This is a genomic window from Paraburkholderia tagetis, assembly GCF_022213065.1.
GTDB lineage: Bacteria > Pseudomonadota > Gammaproteobacteria > Burkholderiales > Burkholderiaceae > Paraburkholderia > Paraburkholderia tagetis.
Map to the genome: position 1 here is coordinate 85,809 of NZ_JAKLJA010000012.1, position 13,594 is coordinate 99,402.

Consider the following 13,594-nt stretch of genomic DNA (forward strand, 5'->3'; position numbering starts at 1 on the left):
GTTTTTTCTCGCAGTGCGTCGCGGCATCCGTCCGATTTCCATTTGTCTGCACCCTCGCCACAATGCTCGGACGACCACTAAACGGGCCGTTCGTCCTGCCGTGCGCCTGATGCGCACTGTGAGCGTCTGAACGAACGAGCAAACGTTTCCGCTACAGGCCTGACCAGCCGCTACGTTTCGAATTCGGGGGGAATCCATGAGCGCGACGACGCCAAGCGACATGCTCAGCGAGATCAATGAAGTCAATCTGTCGTACCTGTTGCTCGCGCAACGGCTGCTGCGCGAAGACCGGCCGGCCGGCATGTTCCGCATGGGCATCTCGGAGCAACTGGCCGACGTGCTGATCCGGCTTACCGCTGCGCAAACCGCGCGCCTTGCCGCGGCCAGCCAGCTCCTGTGCCGCTTTCGCTTCGACGAGCACGCCATCCTGAGCGCGCTCGCCGAGAAGGGCAAAGCCGCGAAGGTCCGCGCGGCCATACTCATGGCCGCTGAAGGCGTCGAGCAGGCCGGCTGAGCCACCACGTCTACGCCGATCCACGCCGACATCCACGCCGTCCCGCGTCTGCCCATACGTCATTCCCGCGCCGTTCCGCCTGCGCGCCGTTTTGCGCGCAGTTCCCGTCTGACGGGTTCCCGACCAAGGTTTCATTCCCGCCGTTTCGCCTGCTGGCGACGCGCTCGTCGCCAGTGCGCCGCCGGGTTCGTAACCCTGTCCGCGCGGCGCGGCTTGCCGACCCGGCCCTCAAACCGTTTGCACCTGCGGTAAACGCGCGTCTGCCCGCTCTCAAAGTTTTCCGCGCCGGTGCCGTAAACCCAATCAAGGGCGCGGGCCGATGGCGGCTCGCGGCGCAATTTTCCAGTGAGGACCGCTGTGCTGATTATCGTGGGAACACTCGTGACGATCGTCTGCGTCTTCGGCGGCTATGCGCTGGAGGGCGGCCATCTGGCGGCTCTCATGCAGCCGATGGAGCTGTTGATGATCGGCGGCGCGGGCGTCGGCGCGTTCATCCTCGGCAACGGCATGAAGACGATCAAGGGGACGCTGCGCGTCCTCCCGTCGCTCTTCAAGGGCGCCAAGTACAACAAGGACGTGTACATGGAGCTGCTCGCGCTGCTCTATGTCCTGCTCGCGAAGGCGCGCAAGGAAGGCACGCTCACGCTCGAAGCCGATATCGACGATCCGCAGAAGAGCCCGATCTTCACGCAATACCCGAAGATCCTGGCCGACCATCACATCGTCGAATTTCTCACCGACTACCTGCGGCTCATGGTGGGCGGCAACATGAACGCCTTCGAGATCGAGAGCCTCATGGACGAGGAGATCGAGACGCACCACGCCGAAGGCGAGGCGCCCGCGCACGCGCTCGCGAAGGTGGGCGACGCGATGCCGGCGTTCGGCATCGTCGCGGCGGTGATGGGCGTCGTGCACACCATGGCTTCCGCCGACAAGCCGCCCGCGATCCTCGGCGAGATGATCGCCCAGGCGCTGGTGGGCACCTTCCTCGGCATTCTGCTTTCGTATGGTCTGATCGGCCCGCTCGCGAGCCTCGCGGAGCAGCGCGTGACCGAGTCGACCAAGATGTTCCAGTGCATCAAGGTGACGATCCTCGCGAGCCTGAACGGCTACGCGCCCGCCATTGCCGTCGAGTTCGGCCGCAAGGTGCTGTTCTCGACCGAGCGTCCGTCGTTCACGGAGCTCGAAGAGCACGTGCGCCGCGTGAAGGCCAAATAAGGGCGAAATAAGGGCGAAGCGAGCAAGGGCGAAGCAAGCGCGGCAGCGCAGCGAGGGCAGCGACGATCATGAAGCCAGCAATGCACGAGACAGACGAGCAGCACGCGATGCAGCCAATGAACACGGGAGGCGGCCGATGAGCGCCAACAAGGACCGCGCCATCGTGGTGAAGCGCGCCGCGCCGAAGAAGGGCGGCCATCACGGCGGCGCATGGAAGCTCGCCTACGCGGACTTCATGACCGCGATGATGGCGTTCTTCCTGCTGATGTGGCTGCTTTCGTCGGCCTCGACGGTGCAGTTGCGCGGCATTGCCGACTACTTCAATCAGCCGCTGAAGATCACGCTCTGGGGCGGCGATCGCAGCGCCGAGGATTCGAGCATCGTGAAGGGCGGCGGGCGCGATATCTCCTCGCAGGAGCAGGGCGTCACGCGCCGCAGCGACGGAACGCGAGCGCATGCCGAGCGCACCGTCACGCACGCCGACGACCAGTCGCAGAACAAGCAGGAAGGCTCGCTCGAGCGCCAGGAGCAGGTGCGCCTGCACGACCTCCAGGTCAAGCTGATGGCCGCCATCGAGGCGAACCCGGTGCTGCGCCAGTTCAAGCAGCAGATTCGTATCGACTCGACGTTGCAGGGCCTGCGCATCGAGATTGTCGACTCGCAGAAGCGGCCGATGTTCGCGACCGCGCGCGACGTGGTCGAGCCATACATGCGCGACATCCTGCAAGCGATCGGCAAGACGCTGAACGACGTGCCCAACCGCATCGTCGTGCAGGGTCACACCGACGCCGTGCCCTATGCGGGCGGCGAGCGCGGCTACAGCAACTGGGAGCTTTCGGCGGATCGCGCCAACGCGTCGCGCCGCGAGCTGGTCGCGGGCGGCATGGATGAAGCGAAGGTGCTGCGCGTGCTGGGCCTTGCCTCGACGCAGAACCTGAACAAGGCCGACCCGCTTGACCCGGAGAACCGCCGCATCAGCATCATCGTGCTCAACCGGAAATCGGAAGACGCGCTGATGCGCGACGACACCACGACCACCACGCTCTCCGACGACGCAGCGCGCTCGGGCAAGACGCTGCTGCCTGGGCAGTTGCCCGGACTCGTGACGGGCGCGGGCGGTGCGATGAAGGTGCCGCCTGCGCGGTTGCCGGCGCTCGCGCCCGCGCCGTTGCCCAACGCCGCGCCGGCGGGCGTGAAGCTCACGCCGGTGGCGCAGTCGGTGGCGCCCGCGCTGGCACCCGAGGCGCCCGGCATGCCGGGCAAGCCGCTGGAGCAGTGAGGCGCGGGCGAGACGGGAGTGACGGCGGGAAGGATGGGCACGGCGGGAACGGCGGGAACGACGCAACGACAGGCGAAAACGCAGGCGAAAACGCGCGAACCGGCAACGCGAACCCAATGCGCGAACTCAATGCGCGAACCGAAAGCGTGCGCGAACGAGGAAAGGATGATCAGAAATATTCTGGCGATCGACGATTCGGCGTCCATGCGGGAGATCCTGTGTGCGGCGTTCGGATCGGCGGGTTACGAAGTGACGGTGGCCAACGACGGCGAGGACGGGCTCGAGCACGCGCTCGCGCAGCGCTTCGATCTGGTGCTCACCGATCTGTATATGCCGCGCATGGGCGGGCTCGACCTGATCAAGCACTTGCGCGCGAACCCGTCGTACCAGGAAACGCCGATTCTCGTGTTGACCACGGAATCGGATGAAGGCTTCAAGGCGGCGGTGCGCGATGCGGGCGCAACGGGCTGGATCGAAAAACCGGTGGACCCCGAGCTGCTCGTCGATCTGGCGAGCGCGCTTGGCGAAGCGGACCAATGAGCAAATACACGAGGCATGTGGGCCGACGCACCAGCGCCGGTCACGCAATTATCGCGGCGAAAGAGCAATGACTCTCGACATCACTCAGTTCTATCAGACGTTCTTCGACGAGGCGGACGAGCTGCTCGCGCAGATGGAGCAGCTCCTGCTGAACCTGAACGTCGGCCAGCCCGACCCCGAGGACCTGGCGGCGATCTTCCGTGCGGCGCACTCGATCAAGGGCGGCGCGGCCACGTTCGGCTTCACGGCGCTCACCGAGACGACCCACATCCTGGAGTCGCTGCTCGACCGCGCGCGCAACAACGAACTCGTGCTGCGCAAGGACATGATCGACACGTTCCTTGAAACGAAGGACGTGCTCTCCGACCAGCTCGCGGCCTATCGCGCGAGCGCCGAGCCCGATGCGGCGGCCGCTGCCGCCGTGCGCGCGAAGCTCGAACGGCTCCACGCGGAAAGCCGCGGCCTCGCCGCGCCAGCGCCCGCGCCGGTAGTTGAGGCGGTCGTTGAGGCGGTTATGGCCGTGCCCGCTTCTGTGTCCGCAGCCGACTCCGGGGTCGACTCCGCAGCCGACTCCGAAGAGGATCTCGAAGCCGCGTTCGAAGCGAACCTGCCGGCGGCAATGGCTGCGCGCGCAAGCGTGGCGACGCCCGGCGCTGCGACGCCCGATGTAGCGATGCCCGGCGCTCCCGAGCACGTGGTGGACGAGGCGATGGCCGCCGCGCCGGCGGGTGCAGCGGCGGGCGGTGGGGCCGAAGGCCCGCACCTGCGCATCACGCTGCGCAGCGTGGATGCAAAAGATCAGGAACTGCTCGCCGAGGAATTCGCCAACCTGGGCCGCGTTGTCGGCCAGATGAAGACCGGCGACGACCTCACGCTGTGGCTCGAAACCGATGTGTCCGCCGACGACATCATCGCCGTGTGCTGCTTTGTGATCGACGAAAGCCAGATCGTGATCGGTCGCGGCTCGCCGCCGCAAGGCGAGGACAATGCGGCGTCTGCTGCGCAGGCGAGCGCCGTTGCCGCACCCGCAGCCGCGCTTGAACATGAGCCTGCGCATGCGCAAGCATTCGAACCCGCGTTCGAACCCACGAAGCAGGCGGCCCCGGCGGCGCAAGCAATCCAGGCGGCCCCGGCCGTAGTGTCCACATCCGTGCCCACGTCCGCACCGGCACCCGCACCGCAAGCGCAAGCCGAAGCGAGCCCCCCCGTCACGGCCGCACCGGCCGCCCCGGCCGCCGACCACGACCGCAAGCCGCGCGCGGCAGCAGCCGCATCGGCGGTATCGACCGAAGGCAGCTCGATTCGCGTGGGCGTGGAGAAGGTCGATCAGCTCATCAACCTCGTGGGCGAGCTCGTCATCACCCAGGCGATGCTGGCGGAAACCACCAGCGCCTTCGACCCGGCGTTGCACGACCGCCTCTTCAACGGCATGGCGCAACTCGAGCGCAACGCGCGCGACTTGCAGGAAGCGGTGATGTCGATCCGCATGATGCCGATGGACTACGTGTTCAGCCGCTTCCCGCGTCTCGTGCGCGATCTCGCCGCGAAGCTCGGCAAGGAAGTGGAGCTGGTCACGTTCGGCCAGGCGACCGAGCTCGACAAGAGCCTCATCGAGCGCATCATCGACCCGCTCACGCACCTCGTGCGCAACTCGCTCGACCACGGCATCGAAACCGTGGAGGCGCGCCGCGCAGCAGGCAAGGACGGCATGGGCCAGCTCGTGCTTTCCGCCGCGCACCACGGCGGCAATATCGTGATCGAAGTGAGCGACGACGGCGCGGGCCTGCGCCGCGACAAGATCCTCGCGAAGGCGATCAAGCAGGGCATGCAGGTGAGCGAGACCATGGCCGACGAAGAGGTCTGGAATCTCATCTTCATGCCGGGCTTCTCGACCGCCGAGCAGGTGACGGACGTCTCGGGCCGCGGTGTGGGCATGGACGTGGTCAAGCGCAACATCCAGTCGATGGGCGGCCACGTGGAGATCACCTCGCACGCGGGCAAGGGCACCACGACGCGCATCGTGCTGCCGCTCACGCTGGCGATTCTCGACGGCATGTCGGTGAAGGTCGGCAACGAGATTTTCATTCTGCCGCTGAACTTCGTGATGGAGTCGCTGCAGCCGCGTCACGAAGACATCTACACCGTCACCAACGGCGACCGCGTGGTGCGCGTGCGCGGCGAATATCTGCCGCTCGTGGCGCTGCACCAGGTGTTCAACGTGGAAGGCGCGCGCACGGATCCCACCCAGGGCATCGTCACCATCATGGAGACGGAAGGCCGGCGCTTCGCGATGCTCATCGACGAGCTCGTGGGCCAGCAGCAGGTCGTGGTGAAAAACCTCGAAACGAACTATCGCAAGGTGCACGGCATTTCGGCGGCGACCATTCTCGGCGACGGCAGCGTCGCGTTGATCGTCGACGTGGCCGCGCTCAACCGCGAGACGCGCGCTTCGCACGGCGTAAGCATGGGCGCGCATGCCGGCGCGAGTTTCGCCAACAACGCAGGGTCGTTCGTCGAATTCGCTTGAGCACGCAGTCAACCAACCATTTCCCAACCGTTCAGGGGCTAACGTGGCAGAAGTCCAATCCATTCACGGCAGCGGCGCACAAGGCGCCGTAGCTGGCGCGCACCGCCGCGACGCGCAACAAGCCGATGCAGGCGGCCAGGAATTCCTCGTCTTCACGCTGGGCGCGGAAGAGTACGGCATCGACATTCTCAAGGTCCAGGAGATCCGCGGCTACGAGAGCGTGACGCGCATCGCGAACGCGCCTGAGTTCATCAAGGGCGTGATCAATCTGCGCGGCATCATCGTGCCGATCGTGGACATGCGCATCAAGTTCCATCTGGGCCGCGTCGAGTACGACCACCAGACCGTCGTGATCATCCTGAACGTCGCGCATCGCGTGGTGGGCATGGTGGTGGACGGCGTGTCCGATGTGCTCACGCTGCAAACGGATCAGATCATGCCCGCGCCCGAGTTCGGCGCGACGCTCACGACCGAGTACCTCACGGGGCTCGGCACCGTGGACGGCCGCATGCTGATCCTGATGGACATCGAAAAGCTCATGACGAGCCGCGAGATGGCGCTGATCGAAGCGCTCGGCGCGTGAGCCCGGGCTTCATCGGCAAGAACGCAAAAAGCAGAGTTGCTACGGGGGTCGGGCCACGAGGCCTGCGATAGAGGAAGAGCGGAAAGCCGCCGGCGCACGCAGTCACGCGCACGGACAAGAGCGGCGCACCGCCATGCTTTTCGCGCTTTGCAGGCATCGGGCACCCGCCACACAGGACAGGAGCAAACGAGATGTTGAACAGGTGGTCGATCCGCACGACGCTCACGGGCGTCGGAGTCATTCTGCTGGCGCTGACGGCGCTCGTCGGCGCACTCGGGCTTGTCGCGCTCGGCAATGCGAGCGAGTCGCTCGGCACGATCGCGCGCGGCGACCTCGTCGCCATGCATTCGCTCAGCGATTCGTCGTCGTATCTGCTGCGCGCGCGCGTCTCGCTCGACCGTGCGAATTCGCTGACCGAGGCAGGGCAGAGCGACGAGGCAAAGAAGGTCATCGACCGCGCCGACTTTCTGCTCGGCAAGTCGAACGAGGCATGGAAGGCGTTCCAGTCCGCGCCCAAGCAGGGCATCGAAGCCGGGTCGCTCGATACGCTCAACGCAAAGCACGCGAGCCTGCTGCAAGACGGCGTGCAGCCCGAATTCGCGGCCCTGCGCGCAAGCGATATCGCCGCATACCAGGCGATCGCGCGCACGAAGATCAGCCCGATGTTCGTCGAGTACGACAACTCCGCCGCGCCAATCGCGCAGCAGTTGCAGGACGGCGCGCAAGCGCGCGAGCAAAGCGCGCGTGCGCAAATCTCGCTCATGCGCACACTGATCGGCGTGGCGATTGCGGTGGCGCTCGTGCTCGTGGTGGCGATTCGCTTCGCGCTGCGCGGCCTCATCGTGCAGCCGCTCGAAGATGCCGTGCAGTCGTTCGAGCGCATCGCGCACGGCGACCTCACCGAGCGCATCGAGGTGTACAGCAAGAACGAGATGGGGCGTCTGTTCGCGGGCATCAAGCGCATGCAGGAAAGCCTCGTCACGCTGGTCTCGGCCATCCATACGGGGGCGGGCTCCATCGACGTGGGCGCGCGCGAGATCGCGATGGGCAACACCGACCTCTCGCAGCGCACCGAGCAGCAGGCCGCGTCGTTGCAGGAGACGGCGTCGAGCATGGAGCAGCTCACCGGCACCGTGCGCCAGAACGCCGAGAACGCGCGCCAGGCGAGCCAGCTTGCCGTCAACGCATCGGATATCGCGACGCGCGGCGGCGTGGTGGTGGGCGAAGTCGTCGACACGATGCAGGACATTGCCACTAGCTCGGCGAAGGTCGTGGACATCATCAGCGTGATCGAGGGCATCGCGTTCCAGACCAACATTCTCGCGCTCAACGCGGCCGTGGAAGCCGCGCGCGCGGGCGAGCAGGGGCGCGGCTTCGCGGTGGTCGCGGGCGAAGTGCGCAGCCTCGCGCAGCGCAGCGCGAGCGCGGCCAAGGAAATCAAGGATCTCATCAACGATTCGGCGCAGAAGGTGCAAAGCGGATCGGAATTGGTGGGCCGAGCCGGCACGACGATGGAGGACATTCTTCAGGCCGTGCGTCGCGTGACCGACATCATGGGCGAGATCAGCGCGGCTTCGGTGGAGCAGTCGGGCGGCATCGAGCAGGTGAACCGCGCCGTCACGCAGATGGACACCGTCACGCAGCAGAACGCGGCACTCGTGGAAGAGGCGGCGGCGGCGGCGGCGTCGCTCGAAGAGCAGACGCGCAATCTGCAGGCGGTGCTGGGAACCTGGCGCACGAATGGGACCCACCACGCGGGCAGCCACGGCGGCGAAGCACGCGCGGCGGGCGTGCCCAGCGCAGCGGCGGCGAGCGCGCATGCGGTGAAGTCCGAAGTCAGGGCGGCGCCGGCGACGGCGGCTACAGCAGCTACAGCGGCAAGGCGCACGCCGTCGACGGCTGGCAGCACGGCGGGTTCGAGCGCCAAGCCGGCTGCTGCTGCCGACGCGGTTGCAGCGCGGCCGCAGAAGAAGCCGGTTGCAGCGGCACGAGTCGAGCCGCAAGCGGTTAGCGCGGCGGCGTCCGTGAAGGACGATGCCGATTGGGAAACGTTCTGAGTCGCTCTGGATAGCGGGATCAAGCCCGACCAGGCTGACGCACGCTGAAACGAACAAGGCAACGAGCACAAGTAACGAGCACAGTAACGAGCACGGCAATGCACATGAGCGCACAGAAACGGCAAGATTTGCACCGCAACGCGGCCCACGAGGCGGCGCAGGCGCTGCACGCCGGGCGCGCGCCGCACGCATTGCAGAGGGGCGGGCATGCCGCTGCGGTAGTGAATGGCACGGCGGCGCAAATGCCGACAGGGCGCACGCTGCTCGCAGGAGCGGTGTCATGAAGGCACTGCGTTTTTCCCGCACCGCTCGCACGGAACGCGTGGAGCGCGTGGAGCGTGGTGAGGCCCCCCGCACGTCGATGTCCGGGGCGGCAGGCGAACAGGGTGCACCGGGCACACCAGGCGAAGGCGCCGCACGCGACTTCGAGTTCACATCGGCGGACTTCGAGCGCATTCGCGCGCTGATCCATCGCCGCGCGGGCATCTCGCTCTCGGACCACAAGCGCGACATGGCATACAGCCGTCTCGCGCGGCGTTTGCGCGCGCTCGGCCACGAGAGTTTCCGCGCGTATCTCGACGAACTCGAGCAGCGCAACGACGCGAGCGAGTGGGAGGCGTTCACCAACGCGCTCACCACCAACCTCACGGCGTTCTTTCGCGAGGCGCATCACTTCCCGATCCTCGCCGATTTCGTCAAGCGCCGCTCGCAGGTCTCGGTGTGGTGTTCGGCGGCCTCGACGGGCGAGGAGCCGTATTCGATTGCGATGACGTTGATCGAAGCGCTCGGCGAGCGCGGCGCGCGCGAGGCACGCGTGCTCGCGACCGATCTCGACACCCAGGTGCTCGCGAAAGCCGACGCGGGCGTGTACGCCTTCGACCAGGTGAAGCATCTCTCGCAAGAGCGCCTGAAGCGCTTTTTCCTCAAGGGCACGGGTGGGCACGCGGGCCTCGTGAAAGTGCGCCCGGAGCTGCGCCAGATGGTCCGCTTCGAGCAACTGAATCTCACCAACGCGGACTATGGTTTGCGCACGACGTTCGACGCCATCTTCTGCCGCAACGTGATGATCTACTTCGACAAGCCGACCCAGGCCCAGGTGCTCGCGCGCTTCGAGCCGCTGATGAAGCCGGATGGCTTGCTGTTCGCGGGGCATTCGGAAAATTTCACCTATGTGACCCAGGCCTTCCGCCTGCGCGGCCAGACCGTGTATGAACGTGTGCCGGGCGCGCTCGCCGGTGTTGCCGCCGCACGCCACGGCGCGCAAGCCGAACCGGTGGGGGCGAGCGCATGAGTGCCAGCCTGCCGATCGCGACCAATCGCTATTTCGACTCGCACTTCCAGCGCCCCGGCGTGAAGCTGCTGCCCAACGAGTTTTTCACCACGAGCGACGACATGGTGCTAGTCACCGTGCTCGGCTCGTGCGTGGCCGCCTGCATTCAGGACCGCACGGCGGGCATCGGCGGCATGAATCACTTCATGCTGCCCGACGACGGCGCCGACGCCAGCAACACACTGCCCGCCGCCTCCGACGCAATGCGCTACGGCGCCTACGCGATGGAAGTGCTCATCAACGAGCTGATCAAGGCGGGCGGCCGGCGCGAGCGTTTCGAGGCCAAGGTGTTCGGCGGCGCGGCCGTGCTCGCGGGCATGACGACGATGAATATCGGCGACCGCAATGCCGCGTTCGTGCGCCGTTATCTCGCGACCGAGAGCATCCGCATCGTCGCCGAGGACTTGCAGGGCTCGCACCCGCGCAAGGTGGCGTTCCTGCCGCGCACGGGCCAGGTCATGGTCAAGAAGCTGCGCCTCTCGCAGGAGGCCAGCGTGGCCGAGCGCGAGCAGCAACTCGCGCGCCGGCTGCCCGAAACGCCCGAAGCGCGCGCCGAGCGTCTCGCGCGGGCCCGCGCGCGCGTGGAGCTGTTCGGTCTCGGCAGCGCGGCGCGCAGCGGCGCTGCGAACCCGGGCGACGCCAATTCGGTTAGCGCGGTTAGTGCAGGCAGTGCCGCCGCGAACCTCAGCACATTTCAATCATCCCCGCCGCAGCCGGCGCGTCCGCGCATCGAATTGTTCGGTGCGCGTTCGTCGCAGGCTTCGCGGCTATCCGGTCAAAACAACGCCAGGACAGTAGAGGAGGCGTGAACGCCGTGCAGAAAATCAAGGTTCTATGTGTCGACGATTCGGCGCTGATCCGCAGCCTGATGACGGAGATCATCAACAGCCAGCCGGACATGACTGTCGTCGCCACCGCGCCCGACCCGCTCGTGGCGCGCGAGCTCATCAAGCAGCACAACCCCGACGTGCTCACGCTCGACGTCGAAATGCCGCGCATGGATGGTCTCGACTTTCTCGAGAAGCTCATGCGCCTGCGGCCGATGCCGGTCGTGATGGTGTCCTCGCTCACCGAGCGCGGCAACGAAATCACGCTGCGCGCGCTGGAGCTGGGCGCGGTCGACTTCGTGACCAAGCCGAAAGTGGGCATTCGCGACGGCATGCTCGAATACGCCGAAAAACTCGCCGACAAGGTGCGCGCCGCCGCGCGCGCGCGCGTGCGTCCCGCCGCGCGGGCGCATGCGCCCGTGGTTGCCACGGCAGCCACGGCAACCGGCGCTACGGCTGCGACGACGGCGGCCTCCGGCGTCGCCGCTCACGCAGCGCACAGCGCGCACGCCCCGGCTCACGCCGCGCCGATGCTCAACAACCCGCTCGTCTCGACCGAGAAGCTCGTGATCGTCGGGGCGTCGACGGGCGGCACCGAGGCCATCCGCGAAGTGCTCCAGCCGCTGCCGCCCGACGCGCCCGCCGTGCTCATCGCGCAGCACATGCCGCCCGGCTTCACGAAGTCGTTCGCGCAGCGCCTGAACGGCCTGTGCCGCATCACCGTGAAGGAAGCGGAGCATGGCGAGCGCGTGCTGCCCGGCCATGCGTATATCGCACCGGGCCACGCGCATTTGCTGCTCGCGCGAAGCGGCGCGAACTATATCGCCCATCTGTCCGACGAGCCGCCCGTGAACCGGCACCGGCCTTCGGTGGACGTGCTGTTCCGCTCGGCGGCGCTGCACGCGGGCAAGAACGCGATCGGCGTGATTCTCACGGGCATGGGCCGCGACGGTGCGGCCGGTCTGCTGGAGATGCGCCAGGCCGGCGCGTTCACACTCGCGCAGGACGAGGCGAGCTGCATCGTGTTCGGCATGCCGCGCGAGGCAATCGCAATGGGCGCCGCCGACGAGATCGCTCCCCTCGCAGAGATGAGCCGCCGCGTGATGACGCGCCTTGCCAGCATGGGCGAGCGCGTGCAGCGCGTGTAGCGTATTGAGCGAGCGTGTGGCCATGCAAGGCACACACGCTCGATGACGATGAATCGATCCGGAAGGGCGTTGGGCTCGTCTGGATCACTGCCCGGGTTGTGACCTGGAGGAATGGAACCGAGATGGATAAGGGAATGAAGATTCTGGTGGTGGACGATTTTCCGACGATGCGCCGGATCGTCCGCAACCTGCTCAAGGAACTGGGCTATGCGAACGTCGACGAAGCCGAAGACGGCGCAGCGGGCCTCGCGCGCCTGCGCGGCGGCAGCTACGACTTCGTGATCTCCGACTGGAACATGCCGAACCTCGACGGCCTCGCGATGCTCAAGGCCATTCGCGCCGACGCAACGCTTTCGAATCTGCCAGTGCTGATGGTGACGGCGGAGTCGAAGAAGGAAAACATCATTGCCGCAGCGCAGGCGGGCGCGAGCGGCTATGTCGTGAAGCCGTTCACAGCGGCGACGCTCGACGAGAAACTCAACAAGATTCTCGAAAAGATGGCGAAGGCAGGGAGCTGACGTGAACGAGTCCACCGACGTGCAGGCCGCCGCCGCGCTCGCTGGCGTGCTCGACAACGCCAGCGCCGAAACGGGTGAGTTCGCATCGGACCGCATTCTCGCGCGCATCGGCCAGCTCACGCGCACGCTGCGCGACTCCATGCGCGAGCTCGGTCTCGACAAGCACGTGGAGCGCGCGGCCGAGGCGGTGCCCGACGCGCGCGACCGGCTGCGCTACGTCGCCAACATGACGGAGCAGGCCGCCGAGCGCGTGCTCTCCGCGATCGAGGTCGCCAAGCCGATCCAGGTCCAGCTCGAAAGCGACGCGAAGGTGCTTTCGACGCGTTGGGCCACGTGGTACGACGCGCCAATCGGCCGCGAGGAAGTGCGCCTGCTGATGGACGACACGCGCCAGTTTCTGGAGGGCGTGCCGCAGTCCACGGCGGCCACCAATCAGCAACTGCTTGAAATCATGCTCGCGCAGGACTTCCAGGACCTGACCGGCCAGGTGATCAAGAAGATCATGGACGTGGTCTATCTAATCGAGCAGCAACTGCTGACGGTGCTGGTCGAGAACATCGCACCGGAGCGGCGCGAGCAGTTCGCGGCGACCGCCGCGCTGCTCGCGGAGGCGGCTGGCGGCACCGGTAGCCCCGAAGCGCTCCTGAACGGCCCGCAGATCAATCCCGAAGGCAAGGCCGATGTGATGCAGGATCAGGCTCAGGTGGACGACCTGCTTGCGAGCCTTGGGTTTTAACGCGTGGAGTGCGCCGTGGTCGCGCAGCGATTGCGCGACCGTCCGGTGACGATTGCGCAGCGGTTGCGAGGCGGTTGCACGGCGGGCCGGTTGCCTGGCCGTGCGGCTAGTCCCCGAATGTCATGTAGCACAGGCATACTAGAGCCCATTCGCTGATTGCTGTCGTGGCGCTCGCCACGATGATGCATTGCAGCGTTGCCAGCCGTTCTCCGTCAAGACGTCGCCCGTAGCCGCCAGTCGTGCAGCGCGGGCGCCGCGCGGAGGAACGTGCGACCGAGAAAGGGGGAGGGCCATCTTGTCTTCGCACGCATCGACCG

Annotated in this window: 13 protein-coding genes; all 13 read left to right on the forward strand. The window is 66.7% G+C overall.

What is annotated here, in order from left to right:
* The first annotated feature begins 196 nt into the window (after positions 1-196).
* The 13 genes from flhD (at position 197) to cheZ (ending at position 13,277) form a co-directional block, all read left to right on the forward strand.
* Positions 197-514, forward strand: a complete 318-nt coding sequence (gene flhD, locus L5014_RS16570; protein ID WP_238464815.1) for a flagellar transcriptional regulator FlhD — start codon at positions 197-199, stop codon at positions 512-514.
* A gap of 357 nt (positions 515-871) precedes the next feature.
* Positions 872-1,732, forward strand: a complete 861-nt coding sequence (gene motA / locus L5014_RS16575) for a flagellar motor stator protein MotA (protein WP_238464816.1) — start codon at positions 872-874, stop codon at positions 1,730-1,732.
* 136 nt (positions 1,733-1,868) lie between these two features.
* A complete protein-coding gene (motB, locus tag L5014_RS16580) occupies positions 1,869-3,011 on the forward strand; it encodes a flagellar motor protein MotB (RefSeq protein WP_238464817.1) in 1,143 nt (380 codons plus the stop codon).
* 165 nt (positions 3,012-3,176) lie between these two features.
* Complete coding sequence (locus tag L5014_RS16585) at positions 3,177-3,551, forward strand: response regulator (RefSeq protein WP_238464818.1); 375 nt, start codon at positions 3,177-3,179, stop codon at positions 3,549-3,551.
* Positions 3,552-3,618: 67 nt separating this feature from the next.
* Positions 3,619-6,078: a chemotaxis protein CheA gene (gene cheA, locus L5014_RS16590; protein ID WP_238464819.1), complete on the forward strand. Its 2,460-nt coding sequence runs from the start codon at positions 3,619-3,621 to the stop codon at positions 6,076-6,078.
* A 43-nt stretch (positions 6,079-6,121) separates the two neighbouring features.
* Entirely contained in the window at positions 6,122-6,661 is a 540-nt protein-coding gene (locus L5014_RS16595; protein WP_238464820.1) for a chemotaxis protein CheW, read from the forward strand.
* Positions 6,662-6,852: 191 nt separating this feature from the next.
* The gene (locus L5014_RS16600) at positions 6,853-8,718 is read left to right on the forward strand and encodes a methyl-accepting chemotaxis protein (RefSeq protein WP_238464821.1); all 1,866 of its coding nucleotides are present in this window, start codon (positions 6,853-6,855) and stop codon (positions 8,716-8,718) included.
* A gap of 104 nt (positions 8,719-8,822) precedes the next feature.
* Entirely contained in the window at positions 8,823-9,002 is a 180-nt protein-coding gene (locus L5014_RS16605) for a hypothetical protein (protein WP_238464822.1), read from the forward strand.
* Positions 9,003-9,079: 77 nt separating this feature from the next.
* Complete coding sequence (locus L5014_RS16610) at positions 9,080-10,009, forward strand: CheR family methyltransferase (RefSeq protein ID WP_238464896.1); 930 nt, start codon at positions 9,080-9,082, stop codon at positions 10,007-10,009.
* Positions 10,006-10,857 (forward strand): chemoreceptor glutamine deamidase CheD, encoded by an 852-nt coding sequence (gene cheD, locus L5014_RS16615; RefSeq protein WP_238464823.1) that lies wholly within the window; start codon positions 10,006-10,008, stop codon positions 10,855-10,857. The genes L5014_RS16610 and cheD overlap by 4 nt, the downstream gene beginning before the upstream one ends.
* A 5-nt stretch (positions 10,858-10,862) precedes the next feature.
* The gene (locus L5014_RS16620; protein ID WP_238464824.1) at positions 10,863-12,023 is read left to right on the forward strand and encodes a protein-glutamate methylesterase/protein-glutamine glutaminase; all 1,161 of its coding nucleotides are present in this window, start codon (positions 10,863-10,865) and stop codon (positions 12,021-12,023) included.
* A gap of 122 nt (positions 12,024-12,145) precedes the next feature.
* Positions 12,146-12,541, forward strand: a complete 396-nt coding sequence (gene cheY / locus L5014_RS16625) for a chemotaxis response regulator CheY (protein WP_238464825.1) — start codon at positions 12,146-12,148, stop codon at positions 12,539-12,541.
* Between the two features lie 46 nt (positions 12,542-12,587).
* The gene (gene cheZ, locus L5014_RS16630; RefSeq protein WP_238464897.1) at positions 12,588-13,277 is read left to right on the forward strand and encodes a protein phosphatase CheZ; all 690 of its coding nucleotides are present in this window, start codon (positions 12,588-12,590) and stop codon (positions 13,275-13,277) included.
* Positions 13,278-13,594 lie beyond the last annotated feature (317 nt).

What these genes read in the sequence shown, in the direction of transcription:
- flhD (WP_238464815.1), top strand. Translation starts at nt 197, where the DNA reads ATGAGCGCGACGACGCCAAGCGACATGCTCAGCGAGATCAATGAAGTC.
- motB (WP_238464817.1), top strand. Translation starts at nt 1,869, where the DNA reads ATGAGCGCCAACAAGGACCGCGCCATCGTGGTGAAGCGCGCCGCGCCG.
- L5014_RS16585 (WP_238464818.1), top strand. Translation starts at nt 3,177, where the DNA reads ATGATCAGAAATATTCTGGCGATCGACGATTCGGCGTCCATGCGGGAG.
- cheA (WP_238464819.1), top strand. Translation starts at nt 3,619, where the DNA reads ATGACTCTCGACATCACTCAGTTCTATCAGACGTTCTTCGACGAGGCG.
- L5014_RS16600 (WP_238464821.1), top strand. Translation starts at nt 6,853, where the DNA reads ATGTTGAACAGGTGGTCGATCCGCACGACGCTCACGGGCGTCGGAGTC.
- L5014_RS16605 (WP_238464822.1), top strand. Translation starts at nt 8,823, where the DNA reads ATGAGCGCACAGAAACGGCAAGATTTGCACCGCAACGCGGCCCACGAG.
- L5014_RS16610 (WP_238464896.1), top strand. Translation starts at nt 9,080, where the DNA reads ATGTCCGGGGCGGCAGGCGAACAGGGTGCACCGGGCACACCAGGCGAA.
- cheD (WP_238464823.1), top strand. Translation starts at nt 10,006, where the DNA reads ATGAGTGCCAGCCTGCCGATCGCGACCAATCGCTATTTCGACTCGCAC.
- cheY (WP_238464825.1), top strand. Translation starts at nt 12,146, where the DNA reads ATGGATAAGGGAATGAAGATTCTGGTGGTGGACGATTTTCCGACGATG.